This window comes from Streptomyces sp. NBC_01408 (assembly GCF_026340255.1).
Taxonomy (GTDB): Bacteria; Actinomycetota; Actinomycetes; order Streptomycetales; family Streptomycetaceae; genus Streptomyces.
Genome location: NZ_JAPEPJ010000001.1, coordinates 4261042 through 4286311, shown reverse-complemented (window position 1 = coordinate 4286311; position 25270 = coordinate 4261042). Strand labels below are relative to the sequence as shown.

At 72.2% G+C, this 25270-nt stretch carries 26 protein-coding genes; 10 read left to right on the top strand and 16 right to left on the bottom strand.

The window, feature by feature from the left end; translation table 11 throughout:
• The first annotated feature begins 19 nt into the window (after positions 1-19).
• The gene (locus tag OG447_RS19550; RefSeq protein ID WP_266938094.1) at positions 20-544 is read left to right on the top strand and encodes a DinB family protein; all 525 of its coding nucleotides are present in this window, start codon (positions 20-22) and stop codon (positions 542-544) included.
• A 208-nt stretch (positions 545-752) separates the two neighbouring features.
• Positions 753-1205 carry a hypothetical protein gene (locus OG447_RS19545; RefSeq protein WP_266938093.1) on the top strand — a complete coding sequence of 151 codons (453 nt, stop codon included), beginning with the start codon at positions 753-755 and terminating at the stop codon, positions 1203-1205.
• Positions 1206-1254: 49 nt separating this feature from the next.
• Here OG447_RS19545 and OG447_RS19540 read toward each other — a convergent pair whose 3' ends face one another.
• The 8 genes from OG447_RS19540 to OG447_RS19505 form a co-directional block, all read right to left on the bottom strand.
• Positions 1255-1767 (bottom strand): hypothetical protein, encoded by a 513-nt coding sequence (locus tag OG447_RS19540; RefSeq protein WP_266938946.1) that lies wholly within the window; start codon positions 1765-1767, stop codon positions 1255-1257.
• Positions 1768-1862: 95 nt separating this feature from the next.
• Complete coding sequence (gene ung, locus OG447_RS19535) at positions 1863-2531, bottom strand: uracil-DNA glycosylase (RefSeq protein WP_266938945.1); 669 nt, start codon at positions 2529-2531, stop codon at positions 1863-1865.
• Between the two features lie 100 nt (positions 2532-2631).
• A complete protein-coding gene (locus OG447_RS19530) occupies positions 2632-4215 on the bottom strand; it encodes an ABC transporter substrate-binding protein (RefSeq protein ID WP_266938092.1) in 1584 nt (527 codons plus the stop codon).
• A gap of 152 nt (positions 4216-4367) precedes the next feature.
• Positions 4368-5129 (bottom strand): SDR family oxidoreductase, encoded by a 762-nt coding sequence (locus OG447_RS19525; protein WP_266938091.1) that lies wholly within the window; start codon positions 5127-5129, stop codon positions 4368-4370.
• 28 nt (positions 5130-5157) lie between these two features.
• Positions 5158-5919 carry a 3-oxoacyl-ACP reductase FabG gene (gene fabG, locus OG447_RS19520; protein ID WP_266938090.1) on the bottom strand — a complete coding sequence of 254 codons (762 nt, stop codon included), beginning with the start codon at positions 5917-5919 and terminating at the stop codon, positions 5158-5160.
• 332 nt (positions 5920-6251) lie between these two features.
• On the bottom strand, positions 6252-6635 hold the full coding sequence (locus OG447_RS19515; RefSeq protein ID WP_266938089.1) for a DUF3037 domain-containing protein: 384 nt from the start codon (positions 6633-6635) through the stop codon (positions 6252-6254).
• A complete protein-coding gene (locus tag OG447_RS19510; protein ID WP_266938088.1) occupies positions 6632-7471 on the bottom strand; it encodes a HipA family kinase in 840 nt (279 codons plus the stop codon). Before OG447_RS19510 ends, OG447_RS19515 begins: the two co-directional genes overlap by 4 nt.
• Before the next feature lie 18 nt (positions 7472-7489).
• Entirely contained in the window at positions 7490-8104 is a 615-nt protein-coding gene (locus tag OG447_RS19505; protein WP_266938087.1) for a cysteine hydrolase, read from the bottom strand.
• A gap of 196 nt (positions 8105-8300) precedes the next feature.
• Between OG447_RS19505 and OG447_RS19500 the strand changes: the two genes are divergently transcribed.
• On the top strand, positions 8301-8726 hold the full coding sequence (locus OG447_RS19500; RefSeq protein ID WP_266938944.1) for a pyridoxamine 5'-phosphate oxidase family protein: 426 nt from the start codon (positions 8301-8303) through the stop codon (positions 8724-8726).
• Positions 8727-8758: 32 nt separating this feature from the next.
• Here the strand turns inward: OG447_RS19500 and OG447_RS19495 are convergent, their stop codons facing one another.
• Positions 8759-9658 (bottom strand): LysR family transcriptional regulator, encoded by a 900-nt coding sequence (locus OG447_RS19495; protein WP_266938086.1) that lies wholly within the window; start codon positions 9656-9658, stop codon positions 8759-8761.
• A 38-nt stretch (positions 9659-9696) separates the two neighbouring features.
• Here OG447_RS19495 and OG447_RS19490 point away from each other — a divergent pair, with 38 nt between their 5' ends.
• Positions 9697-10785 carry a DMT family transporter gene (locus tag OG447_RS19490; RefSeq protein WP_266938085.1) on the top strand — a complete coding sequence of 363 codons (1089 nt, stop codon included), beginning with the start codon at positions 9697-9699 and terminating at the stop codon, positions 10783-10785.
• A gap of 89 nt (positions 10786-10874) precedes the next feature.
• On the opposite strand, the gene OG447_RS19485 is transcribed toward OG447_RS19490, so the two are convergent.
• On the bottom strand, positions 10875-12209 hold the full coding sequence (locus OG447_RS19485; RefSeq protein ID WP_266938084.1) for an aminotransferase class I/II-fold pyridoxal phosphate-dependent enzyme: 1335 nt from the start codon (positions 12207-12209) through the stop codon (positions 10875-10877).
• A gap of 37 nt (positions 12210-12246) precedes the next feature.
• On the opposite strand from OG447_RS19485, the gene OG447_RS19480 reads away from it, so the two are divergent.
• On the top strand, positions 12247-12927 hold the full coding sequence (locus OG447_RS19480; protein WP_266938083.1) for a pyridoxamine 5'-phosphate oxidase family protein: 681 nt from the start codon (positions 12247-12249) through the stop codon (positions 12925-12927).
• Here the strand turns inward: OG447_RS19480 and OG447_RS19475 are convergent.
• Both OG447_RS19475 and OG447_RS19470 read right to left on the bottom strand, forming a co-directional pair.
• Complete coding sequence (locus OG447_RS19475; RefSeq protein WP_266938082.1) at positions 12909-13892, bottom strand: DMT family transporter; 984 nt, start codon at positions 13890-13892, stop codon at positions 12909-12911. The two genes, OG447_RS19480 and OG447_RS19475, sit on opposite strands and share 19 nt — an antisense overlap.
• A gap of 209 nt (positions 13893-14101) precedes the next feature.
• A complete protein-coding gene (locus OG447_RS19470; protein ID WP_266938081.1) occupies positions 14102-15070 on the bottom strand; it encodes a DMT family transporter in 969 nt (322 codons plus the stop codon).
• Positions 15071-15242: 172 nt separating this feature from the next.
• Between OG447_RS19470 and OG447_RS19465 the strand changes: the two genes are divergently transcribed.
• Positions 15243-15671, top strand: a complete 429-nt coding sequence (locus OG447_RS19465) for an SRPBCC family protein (protein ID WP_266938080.1) — start codon at positions 15243-15245, stop codon at positions 15669-15671.
• A 157-nt stretch (positions 15672-15828) separates the two neighbouring features.
• Here OG447_RS19465 and OG447_RS19460 read toward each other — a convergent pair whose 3' ends face one another.
• Positions 15829-16449 carry a PadR family transcriptional regulator gene (locus tag OG447_RS19460; protein WP_266938079.1) on the bottom strand — a complete coding sequence of 207 codons (621 nt, stop codon included), beginning with the start codon at positions 16447-16449 and terminating at the stop codon, positions 15829-15831.
• Positions 16450-16597: 148 nt separating this feature from the next.
• Between OG447_RS19460 and OG447_RS19455 the strand changes: the two genes are divergently transcribed.
• Positions 16598-17176 carry a GNAT family N-acetyltransferase gene (locus OG447_RS19455; RefSeq protein WP_266938078.1) on the top strand — a complete coding sequence of 193 codons (579 nt, stop codon included), beginning with the start codon at positions 16598-16600 and terminating at the stop codon, positions 17174-17176.
• 105 nt (positions 17177-17281) lie between these two features.
• Positions 17282-18103, top strand: a complete 822-nt coding sequence (locus OG447_RS19450; RefSeq protein ID WP_266938077.1) for a PhzF family phenazine biosynthesis protein — start codon at positions 17282-17284, stop codon at positions 18101-18103.
• A gap of 115 nt (positions 18104-18218) precedes the next feature.
• On the opposite strand, the gene OG447_RS19445 is transcribed toward OG447_RS19450, so the two are convergent.
• Both OG447_RS19445 and OG447_RS19440 read right to left on the bottom strand, forming a co-directional pair.
• Positions 18219-19049, bottom strand: a complete 831-nt coding sequence (locus tag OG447_RS19445; protein ID WP_266938076.1) for a CPBP family intramembrane glutamic endopeptidase — start codon at positions 19047-19049, stop codon at positions 18219-18221.
• Between the two features lie 122 nt (positions 19050-19171).
• Positions 19172-20707 (bottom strand): glutamate-cysteine ligase family protein, encoded by a 1536-nt coding sequence (locus tag OG447_RS19440; RefSeq protein WP_266938075.1) that lies wholly within the window; start codon positions 20705-20707, stop codon positions 19172-19174.
• A 494-nt stretch (positions 20708-21201) separates the two neighbouring features.
• Here OG447_RS19440 and OG447_RS19435 point away from each other — a divergent pair, with 494 nt between their 5' ends.
• Together OG447_RS19435 and OG447_RS19430 are read left to right on the top strand one after the other, a co-directional pair.
• Positions 21202-21816, top strand: coding sequence for a hypothetical protein (locus OG447_RS19435; RefSeq protein WP_266938074.1), 615 nt, complete (start codon positions 21202-21204; stop codon positions 21814-21816).
• Between the two features lie 260 nt (positions 21817-22076).
• Positions 22077-22265: a DUF5999 family protein gene (locus OG447_RS19430; RefSeq protein ID WP_031147109.1), complete on the top strand. Its 189-nt coding sequence runs from the start codon at positions 22077-22079 to the stop codon at positions 22263-22265.
• A 68-nt stretch (positions 22266-22333) separates the two neighbouring features.
• Here the strand turns inward: OG447_RS19430 and gcvP are convergent, their stop codons facing one another.
• Positions 22334-25219, bottom strand: a complete 2886-nt coding sequence (gene gcvP, locus OG447_RS19425; RefSeq protein WP_266938072.1) for an aminomethyl-transferring glycine dehydrogenase — start codon at positions 25217-25219, stop codon at positions 22334-22336.
• Positions 25220-25270: the final 51 nt, after the last annotated feature.

The following is a 25270-nucleotide window of genomic DNA, read 5'->3' as shown; positions in this document are numbered from 1 at the left end:
TTCGCCGAAGATGGACCCCATGACCACCAGTTCCGGATCACACCGCACCGAACCCTCCACCACCGCCGACGAGCGGGAGATGCTGGAGGGCTGGCTCGACTACCACCGCGCCACCCTGGCCTGGAAGTGCGAGGGGCTCGACGACGAGCAGCTGCGCCGCACCCCGCTCGCCCCGTCCGAACTCAGTCTGCTGGGCCTCGTACGGCACTTGGCGGAGGTGGAGCGGTACTGGTTCCGGGAGATCATGGCGGGCGAGGACCTCCCCGAGCTGTACTGCACGAGCGAGGACCCGGACGGCGACTTCCACTTCACCGACACGGCCACCTGGGCCCGGGCCGAGCAGGTGTGGCAGACCGAGACCGAGCTGGCGCGTCAGGCAGTGAAGGGCCATGCGCTGGACCTCCGTTCGGATTCCGCGAGCCACCACCGCGGCGAGGTGTTCAGCCTGCGCTGGGTGTACCACCACATGATCGAGGAGTACGCGCGCCACAACGGCCACGCCGACCTGCTGCGCGAGCAGATCGACGGCGCCACGGGCGAGTGAGGGCGGTCCGTCCGATCGGGCCGGACCGGCCCGGGCCGATCGGCCGGACACGTCCCCCACGTCACCCGTGCGGGGTGAATATCGGCCGCGGGTTTTCGCAACGGGGTGCGCACGCAGCAGAGTTGCACGGGTGCATCCAACCCGAACCACGACAACGCTGCTGCTCGGAGTCGCCTGTGCCGTTTCGGCCGTCTCCGGTTGTGTGAATGTGAGCGCCGGCCCCGCGCACCCTGCGGGCGCCCCCTCGTCCGGGGCGCCGCCGCAGCACGGGCCGCGCGGCGGACCGGGAAGCCTGCCGGTGGTCGTCCAGGCGCCCGCTCTGGAGGCGCTGGAGGCGGCGCCGGAGCTGTCCGCCCGGCAGCCGCCCTCCGCCCCCGCAGCCCCGGTCTCCGGGCACACCCCGCGCGAGGCGGCCGTCCGGCCCGCCGAGGCCGCGCCGCCGGTTCCCGGGGCCGCCGGAGCGGCGGAGCCGTCCGAGCGCACCGTGGAGCACCGGGGTAGCCGGCCGCACCGTCCCAGGAAGGAGGCGGAGGTTCCGCGCGAGCTGATGCGGGAGCTGCCGGTGCGCCCCTCCGATGTGTGCGCGCTGGGGCGGCGGCACGGACGCTGGCACCCGGACAGCCCGGAGGCCCGTATCTGCGCGGGCGTCCGCGAAGGCTGACGGCCCCCGAGGTCACCCCCCGGGGAGCCCTCGGGGGCCCGTGGAGGCCCTACGGGGACTGCCCGGGGAACGGCCTGGGGCCCCCGCCCGGTTCCGTGGCGAGGCGCCGCTCCAGCCGGGCGATGGCGGCCCGTACGCCGTTCCCGTACCCGTCGTCGGACAGTGCCCCGGTGGCCGCCCGGGCCCGCGCCAGGTGAATCCGGGCCGCCTCGGGCCGCTGGAGTTTGACGTAGTCGGCGGCCAGACTGAGGTGCAGGGACGGGTAGAACACCCGCATCGCGAGGTGCGGCTCCGGCTCCGCCGAGGGGGCGTCCCGGAGCCCGTCGGCGGCGGTCAGGGCCCGCAGGTCCCAGGCCAGCTCGTCGGCGGGGTCGTCCTGGGCGTCGGCCATGTAGTGCGCGAGCGTGCACCGGTGCAGGGAGTCGCCCTCCTCGCCGATCTCCGACCAGATCTCGCCGAGCCGGTTGCGGGCCTCCTCGCGGTCCCCGGCGTGCAGCAGGATGACCGCCTGGCCGATCCTGGTCATGACGGCGTCCTCCGACGCCTCCTGCTGCTCCGTCAAGGCGGCCTCCGGCTTGTCCTGCCGGACCTGCTCCGGTCCGATCATCAAGAAGTTAGCCGGAGGCACCGGCAATGGCGCCGAGGCGCGGTGGGTCGTCAGCCGAGGTCCGGGATCCGCCAGTCGATCGGCTCATGGCCCTGGGCGGCGACGGCCGCGTCGATCTGGGTGAAGGGCCGGGACCCGAAGAACTTCTTGGCCGACAGCGGGGAGGGGTGGGCACCCTTGACGACGACGTGCCGCTCCTCGTCGATCAGCGGGATCTTCTTCTGGGCGTAGGCGCCCCACAGCACGAAGACGGCCGGGTCGGGGCGCTCGGACACGGCGCGGATCACCGCGTCCGTGAACTTCTCCCAGCCCTTGCCCTTGTGCGAGTTGGGCTCGGCCTCGCGGACGGTGAGCACCGCGTTCAGCAGGAGGACGCCCTGGCGGGCCCACGGCATCAGGTACCCGTTGTCCGGGACCGGCAGGCCGAGCTCCTCCTTCATCTCCTTGTAGATGTTGCGCAGCGAGGGCGGGGTCTTGACCCCGGGGCGCACGGAGAAGCACAGGCCGTGGCCCTGGCCGGCGCCGTGGTAGGGGTCCTGGCCGAGGACCAGCACCTTCACCTGGTCGAAGGGTGTGGCCTCCAGGGCCGCGAAGACCTCCTCGCGGGGCGGGTAGACCGGCCCGTTCGCCCGCTCCTTCTCGACGAACTCGGTGAGTTCCTTGAAGTAGGGCTGGTCCAGCTCCCCGCCGAGGACGGGGAGCCAGGACTCGGGCAGCATCTGGGTCACGGCGACAACCTCCGGTACAAGTTCGTGCAACTGCTATGAACCTACCGGGGGCCACTGACAATCGTCCCCACCGCCCGTGCCGCCGGAGCGGCTACCAGCTGGTCTTGCGGTACAGCTCCCACATCTGCATGGCGGTCTGCGGGTCCAGCGCCCGCTCGCCGCCCGCGATGTCCTCGCGCGCGGCGACGTAGAGCTTGCCCTGCCACAGCGGCAGCAGCCGGACGTCCTGGGCGAAGGTCTGCTGGGCCTGTTCGAACTCGCGGACACCGGCCGACCGGTCGCTCTCGCGGCGGGTCTTGGGCAGCAGGTCGTTCAGGATGTTGGCGGGCTCGTACGGGGTGCCGACCGCGTTCTCCTTGCCGACGAACGGCGCGATGAAGTTGTCCGGGTCCGGGAAGTCGGGGAACCAGCCGCGGCCGAAGATCGGGTACTCGCCGTTCTTGTAGCCCTCCTGGAAGGCCTTCCAGGGCTGACTGCGCAAGGTGATCTTGAACAGCTTGCTCTCGTCGAGCTGCCGCTTGAGCTCGGTGAACTCGTCGGCGGTGGAGGAGCCGTAGCGGTCGGTGGTGTACCAGAAGGTCAGTTCCACCGGCTGGTTGATCCCGGCGTCCTTGAGGATCTTCTTGGCCTTTTCGACGTCCGCGTGCCCGTACTGGTCGTAGTACGGCGTCTTGTGGCCGACGACGCCCTTGGGGACCATCGAGTACAGCGGCTCGGCGGTGCCCTGGTAGACCTTGGAGACGAGGGCCCCGCGGTCGATGATCTGGGCTATCGCCTGGCGGACGGGGAGCTTGTTGACCGCCGGGTCCTTGGGGTTGAAGACCAGGTAGCGGATCTCGGCGCCGACGTTCTCGACGACCTGGACGCCCTGGTTGTGCGACTCGGGGCTCTGGAGGTCCCTGATCTCCGGGGCGGACAGGCCTCGGTAGGTGGCGTCGATCTCCTTGCCCTTGAGTGCGGAGACCATCTTCGTGGAGTCGGTGAAGTAGCGGATGGTCACCGCGTCGTTACGGCGGTTGGCGAAGCCGGTGTAGCTGCCGTTCCGGCTGAGGACCGACTCGGCGCCTTCCTTGTACGAATCCAGGACGTACGGGCCGGAACCGGTCACCTTGCCGTCCCCGCGCACCTTGTCCGCGGGGTAGTCCTTGGGGGCGACCAGGGAGGCGGCGGGCGAGCCGAGGACGTACGGGAAGGTGGCGTCGGGGGTCTTCAGGTGGAAGACGACCGTCAGCGCGTCCGGGGCCTCGATCTTGTCCAGGCTGCCGAAGAGGTCCTTGGGGCCGACCTTGGAACCGATGGTCCGGATCCGGTCCAGGGAGTGCTTGACGGCCTTGGAGTCGAGCGGCTCCCCGTTGGAGAACTTCAGGCCCTTGCGCAGGGTGCACCGGTAGGCCGCGTTCGCGGCGTCGGTGAACTCGCAGCTCTGGGCGGCGTCCGGCTGGGGCTTGGTGGAGCCCGTGGGGAAGGCCAGCAGGGTCTGGTAGACGTTCCGGTACAGCTCCCAGGAGCCGTCCCATGCGGCCGCCGGATCGAGGGTGCTCGGTGCGCTCGTCGTGCCCACGACGATGCGCTTGGCCTCGCCGTCGTCTTCCTCCGACAGCAGGCCGCATCCGGCGAGCAGGGATATGGACGCAAGGGCCGCAGTGATCTGCAGGCATCTGGTCCGGTTGAACACGTGCACGCTCCTCGATCAGCCAGGGGTGCGGCAGACCCTACCGCAGTGCCCCACGAATCCAATGCGTTAGTTTCGTGGGGCACTTGACCGGTTCCGTGCATATTCGGTACGCATTTGCCTCCCTTTTTGAGGTAAATGCGTCCGATTATCGGTCAGTGCACTCCGGCATTGAGGAACATTCCCCCGTCAACGATGAGAGTTTGCCCAGTGATCCATTCCGCTTGCGCGGAGGTAAGAAATGCCGCGGCCCCTCCGATGTCCTCCGGAACCCCGAGGCGGCCGAGCGGATAGGCGGCCGCGGCCTCCTGCTCCCGGCCCTCGTAGAGCGCCTGCGCGAACTTCGTCTTGACCACGGCGGGGGCGATCGCGTTGACCCGGACCCCGGGAGCCATCTCGTGGGCGAGCTGAAGGGTCAGGTTGACCATGGCGGCCTTGCTGATCCCGTACGCGCCGATGAAGGGCGAGGCGGAGACCCCGGCGATGGAGGCGATGTTCACGATCGCACCGCCGTTCTCCTTCTGCCAGGCGTGCCAGGTCCGCTGGGCGAAACCGAGCGCCGAGATCACGTTCGTCTCGAAGACCTTGCGCGCGACCCCGAGGTCCAGGTCCGCGATCGGACCGAAGACCGGATTGGTGCCCGCATTGTTGATCAGGAAGTCGACGCGGCCGAAGGCCTCCATCGTGCGCTCCACGGCGACGGCCTGGTGGGCCTCGTCGTGCGCCTTCCCTGCGACCCCGATGACCCGGTCGGCGCCGAGCCGCTCGACGGCCTCCTTGAGGGCCTCCTCGTTGCGCCCGGTGATGCAGAGCCGGTCGCCGCGGGCGACCAGCGCCTCGGCGATCCCGTATCCGATGCCCCGGCTCGCCCCGGTGATCAGTGCGACCTTGCCGCTGTCGATGCCGTTGTACGTCATGCCGTACGCCCTGCCTCTCGTGAGCTCGTCAGTTGAGCGGGCCGCCGGCCACGTACATGACCTGGCCGGAGACGAAGCCGGCGGCCTCGCCGGTGAAGAAGGCGATGGCGTTGGCGATGTCGTCCGGACGGCCCACGCGCTGTACGGGGATCTGGGTGGCGGCGGCCGCCTGGAAGTCCTCGAAGCCCATGCCGACGCGGGCGGCCGTCTGGGCGGTCATCTCGGTGACGATGAAGCCGGGGGCGACGGCGTTGGCGGTGACGCCGAACTTGCCGAGCTCGAAGGCCAGGGTCTTGGTGAAGCCCTGCAGGCCGGCCTTGGCGGCGGAGTAGTTGGCCTGGCCGCGGTTGCCGAGCGCCGAGCTGCTGGAGAGGTTCACGATGCGGCCGAACTTGGCCTCCACCATGTACTTCTGACAGGCCTTCGACATCAGGAAGGCGCCGCGCAGGTGCACGTTCATGACCGTGTCCCAGTCGGTCTCGCTCATCTTGAACAGCAGGTTGTCGCGGAGCACGCCCGCGTTGTTGACCAGGACGGTCGGGGCGCCGAGCTCGCTCGCGACGCGCGCGACGGCCGCCTCCACCTGCGCGCCGTCGGAGACGTCGCAGCCGACCGCCAGGGCCTTGCCGCCGGCCGCCGTGATCGCCTCCACGGTGTCCTTGCAGGCCGCCTCGTCGAGGTCCAGTACGGCGACCGCGCGGCCCTCGGCGGCCAGGCGCAGGGCGGTGGCCGCGCCGATGCCCCGGGCCGCCCCGGTCACGATCGCGACGCGCTGCTCGGTGGTGGACATGCTGGATCTCCTCGCCCTTGAGAGACGGCCGCCCAGAGGTGAGCAACCGCTTAGTAGCTTCAGCTGAGGAGACGCTAGGAGCCCTGGCACCCGGTGTCAACGCCCACCAGGCCCGGCCACCGTCCGAGTCGGCGCGGGCCGATTCCAACCCGCCAACGTTTGAGGCGCGCGGGCCGGTTCCAGCCCCGCCGGCGTTCGAGGCGCGCGGGTCAATTCCAGCACCGCCAACAGGCGCGGGGGCCGAATCCAGCCCCGCCGGCGTTTGAGGCGCGGGGGCCCGGGGGCGGAGCCCCCGCAGCGGCGCGGCACCCGACCACCGGCCGGACCCCCGGTCAGCGGACCAGCAGGTCCAGCAGCCGCTCCACCTCCGCCGCAGGATCGGCCGTGAGGCCGGTGTGCACCGGCCCCGGCTGCACCACCGTGCTGCGCGGGGCGATCAGCCAGCGGAAGCGACGGCCTGCGTCGTCACCCGCCGCCTGCCCCGCCGCGGCGCCGCCACTGCACAACCCCTCGACCCCGCGCAGCGCAGCCCGCACACCGGCCACATCCGCCTCCGGATCCAGCGCGAGGAGCTTCGCCTCGTCGAGGTGGGTGCGCGCGGCGACGTAGGAGTGCGCCCGGCAGTAGACGATCACGCCCGCGTTGAAACACTCGCCGCGTTCCATCCGGGGCACCACGCGCACCAGCGCGTACTCGAACACGTCCCGCTTGATCACTCGCTGTCGCTCTTCTTCAGGTGGGGCTGGGGGGCGAGGCGTTCGGCGAGCCAGCCGGGCGGTCCGGACCGCGGCTTCACCTCGGCCTCCATCGAGATCCTCTCGTGGATCGTGGCCGCGCGCGGCAGCAGCGCCTCCACATAGGCGCGGCGCAGCGCGTCGGTGGAGTCGAAGCCGGGCTCGTCGACCAGCCACTCGTCGGGGACGTCGGCCGCCACCTCGGTGAGCAGCTCCTCGGTGACCAGCGGCGCGAGCGCGGCTGCGGCGGCTTCGATGTCCGGCCCCACGGGGGCCAGTACGTGGTCGGAGGCGTTGTAGGGCTTGGCGGCCGCGGCCTGGGCGGTGGGCCAGTTGTGGTGCCAGATCATGGTGGCGCCGTGGTCGATGAGCCAGACGTCCCCGTGCCAGACCAGCATGTTCGGGTTGCGCCAGGACCGGTCGACGTTGTTGATCAGGGCGTCGAACCAGACCACGCGCCCCGCCTCGACCGGGTCCACCTGGTACGCGAGCGGGTCGAAGCCGATCGAGCCGGGCAGGTAGTCCATGCCGAGGTTGAGCCCGCCGCTGGCCTTGAGCAGCTCCTGGACCTCCTGGTCGGGCTCGCCGAGCCCGATGACGGGGTCGAGCTGCATCTGGACCAGCCGCGGGACCCGCAGGCCCAGCCGCTGCGCCAGGCGGCCGCAGATGACCTCGGCGACCAGGGTCTTGCGGCCCTGGCCGGCTCCGGTGAATTTCATGACGTAGGTACCGAGGTCGTCGGCCTCGACGATCCCTGGGAGCGAGCCGCCCTCACGCAGGGGCGTGACATAGCGGGTCGCGATCACTTCGGACAGCATCCGCCCAGGTTACGGGGGTCAGCGCGCGGGAGCCCACTGCTTAAGCAGGGCCTCGGCCGTCGTGATGGTGGCGACGAGCGCCAGGGAGTTGCGGATCACCTCGGCGGTGCAGGAGGCGGGCACTCCGGCGATGGCGTCGGCCGGGACGACGACCTGGTAGCCGAGGTTCACGGCGTCGAAGACGGTGTTGGGGATCGCGATGTTGGAGGAGACCCCCGTGACCACGAGGGTGCGGATGCCGAGGTTGCGCAGCAGGGCGTCCAGATCGGTTCCGGCCATCGGGGAGAGCCCGTGCAGCCTGCGCACGACCAGGTCCCGCCCGGCGACCGCGATGGGGGCCGCGACCTCCACCGCCCGGCTCCCGGTCAACTGCCGTACGGGCAGCTTGCCCGCGGCGCGGAACAGGCGCGCGTTGGTGTTGGCCCCGAGCCCGTCCGGCCGCCGCTCGGCGACCGCGTGCAGCACCTGTACGCCGGCCCCGCGCGCGGCGTCGGCCAGCGCGGCGATCCGGCCGAGCATCCCGGAGTCCCGGGCCTCCTTGGCGAGTTCCGGGAGCGCGCTCTCCTCTCCGACGACACCGTTCTGGCACTCCACGGTGAGCAGCGCGGTCGTGGCGGGATCGAGGTCCGGCATGGCTCCCCCTGGCGTGGCGTCGGAAGAGCCCTCATGATTCCTGACACACAGTCAGATGTGAAGGGGTGCAGGACCGATGGACGAGACACGCGTGGACCGGACGGACCCGAGCGGCCGGACGGACCCGAGCGGCCGGACGGACCGGACGGACCCGAGCGGCGGGACGGACCGGGGGCAGCGGCGCGGCCGCCGGATCATGATGACCCAGGCCGAGGTGGACGCCTTCCTGCGCGAGCAGAGGACCTGCCGGGTGGCGACCGTCTCCCCGGACGGGCGGCCGCACGTGGGCGCCCTGTGGTTCGCCTGGGACGGGGCCTCGCTGTGGCTGTACTCGATCACGCGCAGCCGGCGCTGGTCCGACCTGCGCAAGGACCCGCGGATCTCGGTGGTCGTGGACGCGGGCGATTCCTACGACGAACTGCGCGGGGTGGAACTGTCCGGCAGCGCCGTCTTCGTGGGCGAGGCCCCGCGCACCGGCGAGCCCTGCCCGGAGCTGGCGGAGGCCGAACGGATCTTCCCCGTCAAGAACTTCGGCATCGAGGAGATGCCGCACGACGGCCGGCACGCCTGGATCCGCCTCACGCCGGAGTCGATCGTCTCGTGGGACTTCCGCAAGCTCTAGTGCTGTAGCCGGGGAGTGTCGTCGAACTCCCGTCACTGCGCCGAGGCGGCCTGCCGCAGGGCCTCGACGGCGGCCCGGACGGAGGGCCGCCGGTCGGCGTCCGCCCGCCAGACGGCGTACACGTGGCGGCGTACGAAATCGCAGACCGGCAGGAGCCGGACCCCCTCCGACACCGGACCTCGCCCCAGCCTCGGCGTCACGCAGACCCCGAGCCCGGCCTCCACGAAGGACAACTGGGTGTGGTGCTCCTCGGCGATGTGGGTGATCCGCGGCTCGGTCCCCGTACCGCGCAGGGTGTAGACGAGCCACTCGTGACAGAACTGGCCCTCGTTCCAGGAGATCCAGTCGTCGTCGGCGAATTCGGCGAGGGAGACCTCGGTGCGGTCGGCCAGCCGGTGGCCGGCCGGGACCGCGATGTCGACGGAGTCGTCCAGCAGGTGCGTACGGGTGAGTTCGGCGGGCACCGGCATCCGCTTGTTGTGCCAGTCGATGGCCAGGGCCAGGTCGAGGTCCCCGCGTACGACGGCTGCCATGCTCACCTCCGGCTCCTGCTCGCGCACCAGGGCCCGCAGCTCGGGATGGTCCGTGCGCAGGGCGGACAGGGCCCGCGGCAGCAGTCCGCGCATCGCGGTCGGGAAGGCGCCGATCCGCAGCTCGCCGACGGCGCGTCCCCGCTGGGCCTCGACATCGGCCTGGGCGAGCTCCACCTGGGAGATGATCCGGGCCGCGTGATCGGCGAGCAGCCGGCCCGCGTCGGTGAGCCGGACCCCGCGCCCGTTCCTGGCGACGAGGGGCTGACCGACCTCGCGTTCCAGCTTGGCCATCTGCTGGGACACCGCGGACGTGGTGACGTGGAGCCCGTCGGCCGCGCCGCTGACCGAGCCGTGGCGGGCGAGGGCGTCGAGGGTGCGCAGGCGCTCCAGGTTCAACATGTAAGCGATGCTACGCCGTCACCCTCAAAAACTCTCGCTTGTCCTACGAAGTTGATAGCCGCAGAGTGGGGGGCATGAGCGCACCCAGCACACCCCGGCGACCCCTCCCGGCCCCCGCCGCCGCAGCCGCTCCTGCCGCCACCACCCCCGGCGTCGGGTCCTGCACCGCCCCCGCCCCCGCCCCCGCGCCCACCGCCACCCGTCCGGCCGTGCGCCGGGGCCGCGAGGGCCTCCGGGTCCGCTGCCTGGACTGGCGCGTCCGCTTCGCGATCCTCTCGGTGGTCTGGGGCTTCAGCTTCCTGCTGATCAAGGTGGGCACGGAGGCGTACGCGCCGTTCCAGGTGGCCCTGGGCCGGGTCCTGTTCGGGGCGCTCGCCCTCGTCGCCGTGCTGGCGGTCCGCCGCGAGCCGCTCCCCCGGGGGCGGCGCACCTGGGGCCACCTCGCGGTGGCGGCGGTCCTGCTCAACACCGCGCCGTTCTCCCTCTTCGCCTACGCGGAGCTGAGCATCCCCTCCAGCCTGGCCGGCATCTGCAACGCCACCTCCCCGCTGTGGGGCATGGCCCTGTCGATGGTCGCCCTGTCCGAGGACCGCCCGACGCGCCGCCGGTTCGCGGGCCTGGGGCTGGGCTTCCTCGGCGTGCTCATCGTCCTCGGCGCCTGGCAGGGCTTCTCCGGCATCGACGCCAAGGGCACCGCGCTCGCCCTGCTGGCCTCGCTCTGCTACCCCATCGGCTGGATCTACGTCCGCCGCACGCTGGCGGCCGTTCCCGGCTCCCCGGTGGCCCTGACCGGAGCCCAGCTGCTGGTCTCCACGCTCCAGCTGGGCCTCGTCAGCGCCCTGTTCACCTCGGCCCCCGCATCCTTCCCGCTCTGGCCCACCCTGTCGGTCGTCGCGCTGGGCGCCCTCGGCACCGGCATGGCACTCCAGATGCAGTACGGCCTGGTGACGGAGGTCGGCCCGACCACCGCCCAGATGGTCACCTACTTCATCCCGGTCATCGCCACCGCGGCGGGCGTCCTGGTCCTCGGCGAACAGCTGCACTGGAACACCCCGGTCGGCGCGGCGATCGTCCTGGCCGGAGCCGCCCTCACCCAGACCCGTCCCGGCGCCCGCAGGCCCGGCTGAGCCACCGGCCGGGCCGGTTCCAGCCCCGTCGGCGTTTGAGGCGCGGGGTCCGGGGCGGAGCGCCAGGACACAGGGCCGGGGGCCCGCGCTCAGACGTACCGGACCCCCGACGCCTCGGGCCGCACCGCTGCCGCCACCGCGTCCGCCAGGCCCGGTACCTCCGCCGGCGCCACCTGTGACACCGTCAGCCGCACGGCCGGCCCCGTCTCGACGCGGAAGCGGGCCCCCGCGGCCACCGCCCAGCCCGCGCCCAGCAGCCGGGTCACCGCCCCCGTCTCGTCGGCGACGGGCACCCACACGTTCATCCCGCTCCGCCCGTACGCCCGCACCCCCCGCTCCCGCAGGGCCTCGACGAGCCCGTCGCGCCGCACCCCGTACGCGCGCGCCACCGCGGCCCGGTCCACCGCCCCCGAGGTCCACAGCTCCACGACCGCGTACTGGAGCAGCCGGCTCACCCACCCCTGGCCCAGCCGCTGCCGCCCCCGTACCCGGTCCAGCGTCACCTCGTCACCCGTCAGCACCGCCAGCCGCAGGTCCGGCCCGTACGCCTTCGCCGTGGACCGGATCAGCGCCCACTTCCGGGTCACGCCGCCCAGCGTCCGCAACGGCAGGTCGACGAAGCTGTGGCCGTGGTCGTCCTCGATCAGCAGCACCTCGGGGTACCGGGCGAGCACGTCCCGTAGCTCCCGCGCCCGCGCCTCGCCCAGCACCGCCCCGGTCGGGTTCTGCGCCCGCGAGGTCACCAGCAGCGCCCGCGCCCCGTCGGCCAGCGCGCCCGCCACCGCCTCGGCCACCGGGCCGTCGTCGTCCACCGCGACCGGCAGGATCCGCAGCCCGAGCGCCGGGACCAGGTCCAGCACGCTGCCCCACCCCGGGTCCTCGACCGCGACCGCGTCCCCCGGCCGCAGGTGCGCGGACAGCACCCGTTCGATCCCGTCCAGGGCGCCCGAGGTGACCGCGACCGGCCCGGCCGGCACCCCCTCCGCGTCGAAGGCCGCGCGGGCGAGCCGCGCCAGGTCCGGGACGACCGGATCCTCCCCGTAGAGGGTCGGCGCCTGCGCGTAGCGCCGGGCGGCGGCGGCCAGCGCCCCGTCGAGCGCGGGGAGCAGCGCCACGTCCGGATTGCCCGCCGCGATGTCGCGTACGCCCGCCGGCACGGTCATCGGCGGTGCGTCCCGCGGCGTGCTCGACGGGCGGGGCCGCACCCGGCTGCCGCGCCGCCCGTCGGTCTCGATGACCCCGCGCTCGCGCAGGGTCCGGTACGCGGCGGCCACGGTGTTCGGGTTCACCCCCAGCACACCGGCCAGCTCCCGCATCGGCGGCAGCAGCGTTCCGGGGGCGAGCGCGCCCGAGCCCACGCCCGCTTCGACACTGGCCGCGATATCCGATGCGCGGCGCCCAACGATCCGATAATCTTCTAGCACAAAGACAAGTATGCACTAGTACAACGGAGTTTCCATCATGGCTGCCACGCCCGCCACCGAGTCGACCGGCACCTACGAACCCACCGGCCGCACGGTCCCCAGCCGCTCCCGCGACCGGGCCCGCTACGACCGCGAGACGGTGCACTCGATACTCGACCAGGCGTACGTCTGCCACCTCGGCTTCGTCCGCGACGACGCCCCGGTGGTCCTGCCCACGCTGTTCGGCCGGGTCGGCGAGGCCCTGTACATCCACGGCTCCACCGGATCGCGCCCGCTGCTCGCCGCGGGCAAGGCGGACCCGGGGCTGCCCGTCTGCGTGACCGTGACCCACGTCGACGGCCTGGTGCTGGCCCGGTCGGCCTTCCACCACTCCCTCAACTACCGCTCGGTGGTCGTCCAGGGAACGGCCTACCAGGTCACCGACGAGGCGGAGTGCCGCATGGCCCTGGACGCCCTCGTCGACCAGGTGGTGCCCGGCCGCTCCGCCGACGCCCGGCCCGCCGACGCCAAGGAGCTCGCGGCCACCGCCGTGATCCGCCTGGACCTGAACGAGGTGTCCGCGAAGATCCGTACCGGCGGCCCGAACGACGACGCCGAGGACCTGGACCTGCCCTACTGGTCGGGCGTGGTCCCGGTCGCCCCGGCATACGGGACCCCCGTGCCCGCCGCGGACCTGGCCCCCGGCATCGCCATCCCGGGCTACCTCGCGGCGCTCTGAGGACTCTGCCGCACGGCGGCGGGCAGCGACGCCGGACCACCGGCCGCCCCGTCCGCCGGACGGCGGGATTCCGCCGCGATCAGGGCCCCCACCGCCGTCAGCAGCAGTACGGTGCCCAGCACCACGGCGCCGGTCAGCCGCTCCCCGAGCAGCAGGACCGCGATCGCCGCCGCGCTCACCGGCTCGATCAGCATGATCACGGAGACGGTCGCGGCCCGTACCGCGGCGGCCCCGGTGAAGTAGAGCGCGTACGCCAGGGCCGTCGGCACGACGGCCACGTACACCAGCAGCCAGAGCACCCGCCCCGGTTCGGCGGCGTGCGGCGCCATGCCCTCCAGCACGGCGAGCGGCAGCAGGCACACCGCGCCCACCCCCACCGACCAGACGGTGGTGACCAACGGGTCCCCGCCCGCCCCGCGCTGCCCGAGCCACCGGGCCCGCAGGGTCATCGCCGCGTACCCCGCGGCCGACAGCAGCGCCCAGCCGACGCCGAGCGGCCGCACCTCCCCGGCCCCGCTGCCCAGCACCAGGACGGCCAGCCCGGCCAGCGCCCCCACGACGGCGACGGACCCGCCCCGGCCGAGGCGCTCGCCCATCCAGTACCGGGCCCCGACGGCGATCAGCACCGGCCCGGCGCCGAGGGTGACCACGGTGCCGACCGCGAGGCCGGTCTCGCGCACCGCGCCGAAGTAGGCGGCCTGGAAGAGGGTGAACAGCAGCCCCGTCCCGATCAGGGAGCCGGCCGACGGCCGCGTCCGCCCGGGGACGGCGCGGCGGCGGCGTACGGCGAGCACCGGGAGCAGTACGACGAGCCCGCCCGCGCACCGCCAGAAGGACAGGGCGAGCGGGCCGAGGTCACTGGCCAGGAAGAGGAGGGAGGCGGCCGCCCCGGCGGTGCCCCAGGCGGCTCCGGCGACGACGAGGTACAGCAGACTGCGCCCGGCAGCGGGCGAATGGTTCGACACGTGGGTCTCCGCGCATGCGTGAAGGAGAGGAGCAGGTCATCTCTTCGCGGGCAGCGCGTACCCGCCCGGGAACAGCCCGGGCCGGGTCCAACAGCGTGGGGGCGCCGCCCTAGGCGGCGGGAGGCGGAAGCACGGTCGACGGCATGATCGCCACCCTACGGGGTGCCGGGCCGCTCACGCCAGGCGCGCCCGGCCCGCGGCACCGGCGTTCACCGGGCGCCGGTGGGCTCCCGGTCCTCCCGGTCGAGCACGGCCGGGTCGGCCGCGCCCTGCGGGGTGGGCCGCGAGGACTGCGCGATGAAGGCGCCGCCCAGTACCAGCGCCCCGCCCACGATCTGCCAGGTGGCGAGGTGTTCGCCGAGCAGTACCCAGGCCAGCACGGTGGCGACGACCGCCTCCAGGCAGGCCACCACCCCGGCGACCTGCGGGGAGAGCTTGCGCACCGAGACCACGCCGGTCAGGTAGGCGAAGACGGTCGCGATGAGCACCACCCAGGCGAGCAGCGCCGCCGCGGGCATCATCGTGTCGCCGACGGCCGCCTGTCCGGCCAGTACGCCCCAGTCCATCTCCCACGGCCGGGCGATCACCGTCATCACCAGGGTGCCGACGAGCATGCCGTACGCGATCACCCCGACCGGGTCGGGAGCCTCGTCCCCGTCGGCGCCCTGGTCGGCGAAGACGAAGTAGAAGGCCTGGCAGCAGGCCGCGGCGAGGCCGAGCAGCACCCCGAGCGGGTCCAGGCTCAGCCCCGCCCAGATCTGGACGACACAGGCCAGGCCGACGACGGCCACGGCGACGCCCGCTGCGGCCGCCCGGGTCACCGGCTTGCGCTGCACGAAGCGGATCCAGCCGAGGAGGAGCGCCGGTCCCAGGTACTCCAGCAGCAGGGCCACGCCGACCGGGATCCGCGCCAGGGAGGCGAAGTAGAAGGCCTGCACGCCCGCGACGGCGACGAGTCCGAAGCCGGCCAGCAGCGCAGGTTTGCGGCGCACCAGGTCGCGGTGGCGCCAGGCCAGCGGAGACAGTACGAGCGCTGCCCCGGCCACCCTCAGCCACACCATGTGGAGGGGGTCCAGACCCGCCTCGATCAGCGGCTTCGCCGCCACTCCGGAACTACCGAACGCGCACGCCGCGACGAGGGCGAGGCCCAGTCCGGCGCTTCTTCCTGACGCTTGCATCGGGCCATCATGGCAGGGCCGGTCAGCACCGTCATGTACCAGACACCTGTTGAGACGGACCCTGCGCAGCACCTCTCCGGAACCGGCGATATCTGACAGGTCGTCAGTATTGAATGTTCCGGCCGCCGGGGCTACGTTCCGCCGCACGTACCCGACGAGAAGGGGTGGTCGCATGGCCGAAGTCACCGCGGAATCACGCATCGAGGCGTCCGCCGCGAAGCTCTGGGCCCAGCTGACGGACTGGGACGCGTACGGCCAGTGGAGCATGACCCACACGAACTTCCCGGCGGGCGGCCCGGAGACCTTCACGGTCGGGGCCACCTTCGCGGAGAACATGAAGATGATGGGCTTCCCCGCCGAGGTGGTCTGGACGGTCTCGGAGCTGGAGGACGAGCACCTCTTCGCGATCACCGGCAAGGGCCCGATGGGCGTGGCCGTCCTCACCCGCTACACCCTGACCCCCGAGGGCGGGGCCACCACCGTCCGCATCGACGGGGAGTTCACGGGAGCCGCCGTCTCCCTGATGGCCGGCAAGCTCAAGGACTCGGCCACCGCCGCACTGAACGAATCACTGCGCAAGCTGGCCGGCCTGGTCGCCTGACCTCCCCGGACCCGTCCGTCCGTCCGTACACACACGTACACACGTACACACAACACGGCGGCGCGCCCCGCGAGGAGTCCTCACGGGGCGCGCCGGTCCTTCTGCCGCGACCACTGGCCGCCGGCCGCCGATCCAGAGGCCGCCGCCCGTCGGCCGCTCAGTGCTCGTCGGCCAGGATCAGGTAGAGCTTCTTGCGGGCATCGTTGATCACGGCGACGGCCTTGTCCCGCTGTTCGGCCGAGCCGGTCTTCCAGACCTGACCGAAGGCCTCCATCAGGCCGAAGCCGGCCGTCCGGATCTCGCTCATCGCCTCGAAGTCGAAGCCGCGCCCCGCCTCGGCCCAGGGGGCCGACGGGCCCGACTCGGCCTCGGTACGGCCGGCGTCGGTAAGCGTGAACAGCTTCTTGCCGCCCTCGCTCTCGCTCCTGATCAGACCCTCGTCCTCGAGCAGCTGCAGAGTCGGGTAGACCGAGCCGGGGCTGGGCTTCCAGACCCCGCCGCTGCGCTCGACGATCTCCTGGATCATCTCGTAACCGTGCATCGGCCGGTCGACGAGCAGCGCCAGGATCGAGGCGCGCACGTCGCCGCGGCGCGCCCGGCCCCGCGGTCCGCCGCGGCCGCCGCGCCCGCCGAAGGGCCCGCCGCCGAAGGGCGGCCCGAACGGGCCGAAGGCGGCGCGCAGCCCCGCGAACTCCTCCCGACGATCGGGCCCGCAGTGGCCGTGGCCCCGGCCCCGCTCGTGGCCGGGGTCCTGTCCGTGCTGTCCGCGTGAACGCATGACCGCGCTCCTTTCGTCTCTTCGTGATCTCGTCATCGGCTGTCCGATGTCTGTCCGATACCTCAACTATCGTTGACCCATCGCGATGCGTCAACGATATATCGGAAGCTACTTCAGCGAACCGCCTCGGACATGGCATCGTGGTGGCATGACCATCGAAGTCCGCCCGGCCTCGGTCTTCGAGGACCTCCGCACCCTGGTCGGCCCGAAGTCACCCGACGCCAGCGTCTGCTGGTGCCTGAGCTACCGGATCCCCTCCAAGCTCAACAGGGAGCTGCACGGCACGGACCGCGGTGACTACGTCGCCGAGCTGTGCCGTACGGGACCGCCGCTGGGAGTGCTCGCCTACGAAGGCGACGAACCGGTCGGCTGGGCCGCCGTGGCACCGCGCTCGGACACCGCCTTCGCGCGCAACCGGAAGATCCCGCACGTCGACGACCTGCCGGTCTGGTCGCTGTGGTGCCTCCGGGTACGCCCCGGCCACCGGAAGAAGGGGATCTCGCACGCGCTCATCGCCGGCGCGGTCGAGTACGCCCGCAGCTGCGGCGCGCCCGCGATCGAGGCGTACCCCATCGACAACGGCGACAACGGCGACAAGATCGACCTGACGATGGCCTACGCCGGGCTCCGGAAGAACTTCGAACGCGCCGGGTTCACCCACGCCGCCGACACCACCTCGGTGCTGGCCGGTCACCCCCGCGTCCTGATGCGGCTCGACCTGCGCTGACGGGCCGGACCGGCGAGACCGGTCGGGGGGTTCCCGGGAGCAGGATGCCAATCACTGCGGATTGGCCTTTGTCCGCGATCGCGGAAGCGCCCTACCGTCGGGGACATGCGCATCCGAATCGTCGACGCCTTCACCGACCGACCCTTCCACGGGAACCCCGCCGCCGTCATGCTCCTCGACTCCGGGTTCCCGCCGGACGCCTGGCTCCAGCAGGTCGCGTCCGAGATGAACCTCTCCGAGACCGCCTTCGCCCACCCCTTGCCGCCCGGCGGGGACGCCGACTGGGCGCTGCGCTGGTTCACCCCGGCCGCCGAGGTCGACATGTGCGGCCACGCCACGCTCGCCACCGCGCACGTCCTCGCCACGAGCGGCCTGGCCACGGGTCTGATCCGGTTCACCGCGCGCTGCGGCGTCCTCACGGCCGAGACCGCCGACGACGGCAGCATCACCATGGACTTCCCGACGTCCTCCCTGACCCCGGCCGACCCTCCGGGTGGGGTGGACCACGCCCTCGGCGGCGTCCCGGTCCTGTCGGTGCACGACACCGCCGCTCACATCGGCGACCTGCTGATCGAGCTCGCGGACGAGAAGACCGTCCACGAACTCGCGCCGGACCACGCCGCCCTGCGCACCTTCGCCAAGCGCGGGGTGATCGTCACCGCGGCCGCCGAGGACCCCTCCCGCGGGTACGACTTCGTCTCCCGCGGCTTCTTCCCCGCCTTCGGGATCGACGAGGACCCGGTGACCGGCAGCGCGCACACCGCGCTCGCCCCCTTCTGGGCCGGACGCCTGGGCCGCACCGAGCTGACCGGCCTCCAGGGCGGAGCCCGCAGGGGTCTGGTCGGCGTCACGCTGGCGGGCGACCGCACGCTGCTGAGCGGCCACGCGGTCACCGTCCTCGACGGGGAACTCCACACCTCCCCGTGACGGCCGGTCCGACCGCCGCGGGCCGGGGGCGGGCAGACCCTACGCCGGCCCGCCCGGCCCACCCGGCCCACCCGGCCCACCCGGCCCACCCGGCCCGCCCGGCCCGCCCCGCCCGTCACGGCGTCGGCAGCCAGCCCACCTTGCCCGCGAGCAGCGCGTACCCGCCGAAGGCCACGATGTCGAGCAGCGCGTGCGCGACGACCAGCGGCCCCACCCGGCCCCAGCGGCGGTAGGCCAGCACGAAGACGACGCCCATCACCATGTTGCCGATGAAGCCGCCGATGCCCTGGTAGAGGTGGTAGGAGCCGCGCAGTACCGAGCTGGCCAGCAGCGCGGCCGTCGGGGACCAGCCCAGCTGATCGAGCCGGCGCAACAGGTAGGCCAGCACGATGATCTCCTCCACCAGGGAGTTCTGCACCGCGGAGAGGATCAGTACGGGGAACTTCCACCACACGTCGGGCAGCGCCTCCGGCACCACCGTGAGGTTGAACCCGGTGGCCCGCGCCGCCAGGTAGAAGGCCAGCCCGGCGCTCCCGATCCCGGCCGCGACGAGCGCGCCCCGCCCCAGGTCGCTCCAGGGACGGGTCCGGTCGAAGCCCAGCACCCGCAGCCCCGGCGCGCCCTCCCGGGTCAGCAGGTGCGCCACGAGCAGTACGGGGACCAGCGCGCTCGCGATGCCGAACAGCTGCCAGGCCAGGTCCAGCCAGGGCCGGCCGGGGGCGTACGAGCCGTTGAGCGTGGCGGCCTGGTCCTTGAGCCCGCCCGGCTTGGTGAGCGAGCCGATGAAGCTGATGAGCGCGGAGACGCCGCTCGCGCCCAGCGACAGCGCCAGCACGAGCAGCGTCTCGGTGCGCAGGGCCGCCCGTCCGGGACCTGGTCCGCCCCCATCCAGCCCTACGACCACCGGTTCCGGCTCCGCCCGCACGCCCGACTCCTGTCCCGCCATGCCACCGCGGCATCCCGTTTGCGACCACCCCATACTGCCTCCTCGGCGCAGCGAGGGGGTGGTCGCGGCGGGATCACCGGACGGCGGCGAGCGGCGACCAGCGGCGCCGGGCGGCGGCGGACTCAGCGCCCCACGGCCGCCCTGGTGCTCACCTCCTCCTCCGCGAGCCCGACCGGCCACGTGTGCACGGGGTCGCCCCGGTGCATCAGCTCGCTGTACCGGCGGGTGACCGCGGCCAGCGCCTCGTCCCGTTCCAGACCGGCCGCGAGGGCGCGGTGGTAGGTGTCCACCTGCCAGGTAGCCCCGTTCACCCGGCGCCGGCAGCGCTCCTCGATGATGCCGAGGTAGTGGTCCCGGTCGGCGGGGTCGATGCCCCACGCGTCCAGCCCGGCCGCGGCCATCGGCAGCAGCTCGTCCAGGACCAGCCGTACGGCGGGCACGCTCACCAGCCCCCCGGCCCGGCCCCGCCGGGGCCAGCGCAGCCGCGCGTCGATCCCGTACCGGCAGGCCGCGTCGAAGTTGGCCTCCGCCTCGGCGAAGGGCAGCCGGGTCCACACCGGTCGGGGTTCGTCGGCGAGGGTGCGGACGAGCCCGTAGTAGAAGGCGGCGTTGGCGACGACATCGGTGACCGTCGGCCCGGCGGGCAGCACCCGGTTCTCCACGCGCAGGTGCGGCACCCCGTCGGCGACCCCGTACACGGGCCGGTTCCACCGGTAGACCGTGCCGTTGTGCAGGACCAGCTCCTGGAGGCTCGGCACCCCGCCCTCCGCGAGCACCCGCAGCGGCTCCTCCTCGTCGCAGATCGGCAGCAGGGCGGGGAAGTAGCGCACGTTCTCCGCGAAGAGCTCGTACGCCGAGTCCACCCAGCGCTCCCCGAACCAGGTGCGCGGCCGCACGCCCTGCGCCTGGAGCTCCGGCGGCCGGGTGTCGGTGGCCTGCGTGAACAGCGGCGGCCGCGACTCCCGCCACAGCTCGCGCCCGAACAGGAACGGCGAGTTGGCGCCGACGGCGATCTGCACGGCGGTCACGGCCTGCGCCGCGTTCCACACGTCGCAGAAGCGCGCGGGGGTCACCTGGAGATGCAGCTGTACGGAGGTGCAGGCGGCCTCCGGCACGATCGACCCGGAGGTCCACACGAGCCGTTCGACGCCGTCGATGTCGAGCGTGAAGTCCTCACCCCGCATCATCAGGATCTGCTCGTTCAGCAGCGAGTAACGGTCCACCGCAGAGAGGTTCGCGGTGACCAGGTCGTCGCGGGAGATCGTCGGCAGAATTCCGATCATCACCACCCCGGCATCGATCTCCGCGGCCTGCCGGTGCGCATATGCCAGACCCGCACTGAGTTCCTCGGCCAGCTGGTCGAATACCCGGCCGCCGAGGCGGTGCGGAAGGACGTTCACCTCCAGGTTGAACATTCCGAGTTCGGTCTGGAAATCGGGGCTCGCAATCTTTTCCAGTACCTGGGCATTCACCATTCTCGGCAGCCCGTCGGCACCCGCGAGATTCAGCTCTATCTCCAGCCCCATCATGTTCTTGGGACGATCGAACCTCTTCTCCGCCAGAAGCCGCTCCAGCCCCTCCAGGCACTCGTGAAGCTTCCTTCGATACCGCTGCCGATCGGACAGGTCGAACCCGCCTGCCACGACCTTCTCCCCCATCGAAGCGTCCCTCCTCGAGTGGCCCCGGCCGGTGCACCCAGGCTCGCGTGTACGGTCGATGATGCCCCGGCAGGGTGATCCATAACGCCGTGGGGGCGCGAGTGGCGAGGAGCGCGCGCCGGTTTGGCCGAAGGGCGCTTCGGCACATTCGCCTGGCAACTCCCTCCGCGCAAATTCAGCGGCGAATTTGCCGGTTTCCGATAAGCGGCGCTTTCCAGCCGAGCCCCCGTCCGGTAGCCTCCCAGGTCAGCGCGACATGTTCGCACCCGTACGGCATGAATCCCGTGACAGCGGGACCGGTAAGCGCCTTGTCGGCAATAGCCGGGACAGCTAGCCGAAACATCGCGTGAACACATGTCGTATAAACTCCGCAAACGAGGCAGAGAGTTGGCGCGCGGCCATTGCCCCTCAGCCCCCCTCTGGCCCCAGAATGCGACAGCGCCGTCCGCACCTGCCCCCGTTCCACCGGTCTCCCAAGTGAGAGGCGACCCACTATGCCGCTGCATGTCCCCCCGGCTCCCGCACCCGCCCTGCGCAGCGTCCTCGCGGCACTCGGATCCCCCACCGCCGTCCACGAGGCGCACACTCCGGCCCTGCGCGCACTGCAGGGCCCGATGACCGCCGAACTCCCGCTTCCGGTCCACGTGCTGGACCGGCTGCAGCTGTCGAACCTCGCTGCGGGCGGCAGGCCGCCCCGCACCCGGCTCACAGGATGGCGGTTCCTGATCCGCAGCGGCGACCGCTACGTCGCCGCGGCCGACACCCGGCTGACGCCGGACGGCTGGGCCTTCTCCCATTTCTTCGAGGGCCCCTACGTCGCCGCGACGGAACGCGCCCTGCACCAGGCGGAGTCGCTCGGCAAGAGCTACCAGCCGCGGCTGCTGTCCGTACCGGAGCTGTACATGCTGACCCTGTGGCTGCACGGGGCGGTGGGCGCCGACGCCTCCGCCGGGCTGCCGGCCGACGAGGACGTGCTGGTGCCGCTGGCACCCGCCCCGCCCGGAATCGCCGCGCACCGGCCGCACCTGGTGTCCGAACTGCTGCCCGTGCTGACGCACCGACTGACCCCCGCCGCCGCCCCTCCCTCGCTGGCCGCGCCCGCCGCCTGACCCGAGTGACCCATTCGGCCTAGTCCGCTGGGACCATTCGTGAACCACCCGAAATGACAGGGTAGTTGGCCTGAACCGCCCGCACGAGTGATGCGTCATCAATCTATGAGGACAGCTGCGGGAAATACCTGCGAAGCGGCTGTCGTGGGGGAAGACTGATGACAAGCTCCCCGCGGGTGCGGGGATGACCCAGGGGGACGGCCATGAACCACGTATCGAGCCGTAGCACGCAGACCACATCGCAGCGAAAGAACGCATCCATGTGCCAGCACCAGCCAGCCTGCCCGTCAGCCGACTCCGCCGACCGGGAGGCCGCGCTCCCGGTGGCCAACCACCCGGAACAGGGCTGGAGCCTGCTGTGCAACGGCGTCCTGCTCTTCGAGGACACCGGTGAGCTGCTGCCGGACGGCCAGATCATCGCCCCGCACCGCCCGCTCGCGGCGGCCTAGCAGCACCGAAGAAGGGGCCGGCCCGGGAGAGGAACTCCCGGGCCGGCCCCTTCACGTACGCGCCGCGATCAGTTGTCGTACTCGTCCAGCGGCGGGCAGGAGCACACCAGGTTCCGGTCACCGAACGCGCCGTCGATGCGGCGCACCGGCGGCCAGTACTTCTCGGCGGCCGTGACCCCGCCCGGGAAGACGGCCTCGTCACGGGTGTACGGGTGGTTCCACTCGCCGCCCAGCGCCGCCGCGGTGTGCGGGGAGTTGGCCAGCGGGTTGTCGTCCACCGGCCACTCGCCGGCCGCGACCCGCTCGATCTCGCCGCGGATGGCGATCATCGCGTCGCAGAACCGGTCGATCTCGGCGAGGTCCTCGGACTCCGTCGGCTCGATCATCAGCGTGCCGGCGACCGGGAAGGACATGGTCGGCGCGTGGAAGCCGTAGTCGATCAGACGCTTGGCGATGTCGTCCACGCTCACGCCCGTCGCCTTCGACAGCGGGCGCAGGTCGATGATGCACTCGTGCGCGACCAGGTTGCCCGGGCCGGTGTAGAGCACCGGGTAGTGCGGCTCCAGGCGCTTGGCGATGTAGTTGGCGCCCAGCACGGCCACCTGCGTGGCGCGCTTGAGGCCCTCGCCGCCCATGAGGCGCACGTACGACCAGGAGATCGGCAGGATGCCCGCCGAGCCCCACGGAGCGGCCGAGATCGGACCCACGCCCGTCTCGGGGCCGGCCGTCGGCTGGAGCGGGTGGTTCGGCAGGTACGGGGCCAGGTGCGCCCTGACACCGACCGGGCCGACGCCCGGACCGCCGCCGCCGTGCGGGATGCAGAAGGTCTTGTGCAGGTTCAGGTGCGAGACGTCGCCGCCGAAGTGACCCGGCTTGGCGAGGCCCACCAGCGCGTTGAGGTTGGCGCCGTCCACGTAGACCTGGCCGCCGGCCTCGTGCACCTGGGCGCAGATGTCGGCGACGTGCTCCTCGAACACACCGTGCGTGGACGGGTAGGTGATCATCAGCACGGAGAGCTCGTCGCGGTACTGCTCGATCTTGGCGCGCAGGTCGTCCGCGTCCACCTCGCCGTCGTCGGCGGTCTTGACGACGACGACCTTCATGCCGGCCATCACGGCGCTGGCGGCGTTGGTGCCGTGCGCGGAGGACGGGATGAGGCAGATGGTGCGCTGCTCGTCGCCGTTGGCGCGGTGGTAGGCGCGTACGGCCAGCAGGCCGGCGAGCTCACCCTGGGAGCCGGCGTTGGGCTGGATGGAGACCTTGTCGTAGCCGGTGACCTCGCAGAGACGTTCCTCCAGCTCGGTGATGAGCGTGAGGTACCCCTCCGCCTGCTCGACCGGGGCGAACGGGTGCAGCTGGCCGAACTCGGGCCAGGTGACCGGCTCCATCTCGGTGGTCGCGTTGAGCTTCATGGTGCAGGAGCCCAGCGGGATCATGCCGCGGTCCAGCGCGTAGTCCTTGTCCGAGAGCTTGCGCAGGTAGCGCAGCATCGCGGTCTCGCTGCGGTGCTGGTGGAAGACCGGGTGCGTCAGGTACTCGTCCGAGCGCAGCAGGCCCTCGGGCAGGGTGTCCGCCGTGGTCCCGTCGAGCGCCTCGATGTCGGCGGAGACGCCGAAGGCGGCCCAGACGGCCTCGATGTCGGCGCGCAGGGTGGTCTCGTCGCAGGCGACGGAGACCAGGTCGGCGTCGACCTGGAACAGGTTGACGCCGCCCTCGCGGGCGGCGGCGACGACCTCGGCCGCGCGGCCCGGGACGCGGACGGTGATCGTGTCGAAGTACGCGCCGTGCACGGTCTCGACCCCGCCGGCCGTCAGGCCCGCGGCGAGCAGCGCGGCGTAGCGGTGGGTGCGGCGGGCGATCGTGCGCAGCCCGTCCGGACCGTGGTAGACGGCGTACATCGCGGCCATGACGGCCAGCAGGACCTGCGCGGTGCAGATGTTGCTGGTGGCCTTCTCGCGGCGGATGTGCTGCTCACGCGTCTGGAGGGCCAGGCGGTACGCCTTGTTGCCGTCCGCGTCCACGGAGACGCCCACGAGGCGGCCGGGCAGCGAGCGGGCGTGCTTGGCCTGGACGGCCATGTAGCCGGCGTGCGGGCCGCCGAAGCCCATCGGGACCCCGAAGCGCTGGGTGGTGCCCACCGCGATGTCCGCGCCCAGCTCGCCCGGGGAGGCCAGCAGGGTCAGGGCGAGCAGGTCGGCGGAGACGGTGACGATGGCACCGAGCCCGTGCGCCTGGTCGATGACCGGCTTGATGTCCCGGACAGCGCCGGAGGCGCCCGGGTACTGGAGCAGCACGCCGAAGACACCGCGCTCGGCGATCTCGGCGGGGATGCCGTCCGAGAGGTCCGCGACGACGACCTCGACGCCCGTGGGCTCGGCACGGGTCTCGATCACGGCGACGGTCTGCGGCAGCGCGTCGGCGTCGATCAGGAAGACACCGCCCTTGACCTTGCCCACGCGGCGGGCCAGCGACATCGCCTCGGCGGCCGCGGTGCCCTCGTCGAGCAGGGAGGCACCGGAGGTCGGCAGGCCGGTCAGGTCGGCGACGACCGTCTGGAAGTTCAGCAGCGCCTCGAGACGGCCCTGCGAGATCTCCGGCTGGTACGGCGTGTACGCGGTGTACCAGGCCGGGTTCTCCATGACGTTGCGCAGGATCACCGGCGGCGTGAAGGTCCCGTAGTAGCCGAGACCGATCATCGGGGACAGCACCTGGTTGCGGTCGGCGAGCGAGCGCAGCTCAGCGAGCACCTCCGCCTCGGTCCGCGCCTCGGGCAGGTTCAGCGCCTCGGCGGTCTTGATCACATCCGGTACCGCGGCGGCGGTCAGTTCGTCCAGGGAGCCGTAGCCCACCTGGGCGAGCATCTTCGCCTGCGCCTCGGCATCCGGGCCGATGTGGCGCTGCTCGAAGGGGATGCCTCGCTCCAGCTGGGAGAGCGGAATGCGGTTGGCGGTCATGTACGGAGGCCTCCTGGTCGTATGACCTGCGAGGGGCACCACGGCGCGGGC

Excerpts from the sequence above, each read along its gene's own strand:
- OG447_RS19505 (WP_266938087.1), bottom strand. The coding sequence starts at position 8,104 with ATGCCGGACCTCGATCCCGCCACGACCGCGCTGCTCACCGTGGAGTGC.
- OG447_RS19435 (WP_266938074.1), top strand. The coding sequence starts at position 21,202 with ATGCCGCTGCATGTCCCCCCGGCTCCCGCACCCGCCCTGCGCAGCGTC.
- OG447_RS19470 (WP_266938081.1), bottom strand. The coding sequence starts at position 15,070 with ATGCAAGCGTCAGGAAGAAGCGCCGGACTGGGCCTCGCCCTCGTCGCG.
- ung (WP_266938945.1), bottom strand. The coding sequence starts at position 2,531 with ATGCTGCCCGAGTCCTGGCTCCCCGTCCTCGGCGGGGAGCTGGACCAG.
- OG447_RS19550 (WP_266938094.1), top strand. The coding sequence starts at position 20 with ATGACCACCAGTTCCGGATCACACCGCACCGAACCCTCCACCACCGCC.
- OG447_RS19455 (WP_266938078.1), top strand. The coding sequence starts at position 16,598 with ATGACCATCGAAGTCCGCCCGGCCTCGGTCTTCGAGGACCTCCGCACC.
- OG447_RS19525 (WP_266938091.1), bottom strand. The coding sequence starts at position 5,129 with ATGACGTACAACGGCATCGACAGCGGCAAGGTCGCACTGATCACCGGG.
- OG447_RS19480 (WP_266938083.1), top strand. The coding sequence starts at position 12,247 with ATGGCTGCCACGCCCGCCACCGAGTCGACCGGCACCTACGAACCCACC.
- OG447_RS19440 (WP_266938075.1), bottom strand. The coding sequence starts at position 20,707 with ATGGGGGAGAAGGTCGTGGCAGGCGGGTTCGACCTGTCCGATCGGCAG.
- fabG (WP_266938090.1), bottom strand. The coding sequence starts at position 5,919 with ATGTCCACCACCGAGCAGCGCGTCGCGATCGTGACCGGGGCGGCCCGG.
- OG447_RS19430 (WP_031147109.1), top strand. The coding sequence starts at position 22,077 with ATGTGCCAGCACCAGCCAGCCTGCCCGTCAGCCGACTCCGCCGACCGG.
- OG447_RS19460 (WP_266938079.1), bottom strand. The coding sequence starts at position 16,449 with ATGCGTTCACGCGGACAGCACGGACAGGACCCCGGCCACGAGCGGGGC.
- OG447_RS19450 (WP_266938077.1), top strand. The coding sequence starts at position 17,282 with ATGCGCATCCGAATCGTCGACGCCTTCACCGACCGACCCTTCCACGGG.
- OG447_RS19465 (WP_266938080.1), top strand. The coding sequence starts at position 15,243 with ATGGCCGAAGTCACCGCGGAATCACGCATCGAGGCGTCCGCCGCGAAG.
- gcvP (WP_266938072.1), bottom strand. The coding sequence starts at position 25,219 with ATGACCGCCAACCGCATTCCGCTCTCCCAGCTGGAGCGAGGCATCCCC.
- OG447_RS19500 (WP_266938944.1), top strand. The coding sequence starts at position 8,301 with ATGATGACCCAGGCCGAGGTGGACGCCTTCCTGCGCGAGCAGAGGACC.
- OG447_RS19495 (WP_266938086.1), bottom strand. The coding sequence starts at position 9,658 with ATGTTGAACCTGGAGCGCCTGCGCACCCTCGACGCCCTCGCCCGCCAC.
- OG447_RS19510 (WP_266938088.1), bottom strand. The coding sequence starts at position 7,471 with ATGCTGTCCGAAGTGATCGCGACCCGCTATGTCACGCCCCTGCGTGAG.
- OG447_RS19445 (WP_266938076.1), bottom strand. The coding sequence starts at position 19,049 with ATGGCGGGACAGGAGTCGGGCGTGCGGGCGGAGCCGGAACCGGTGGTC.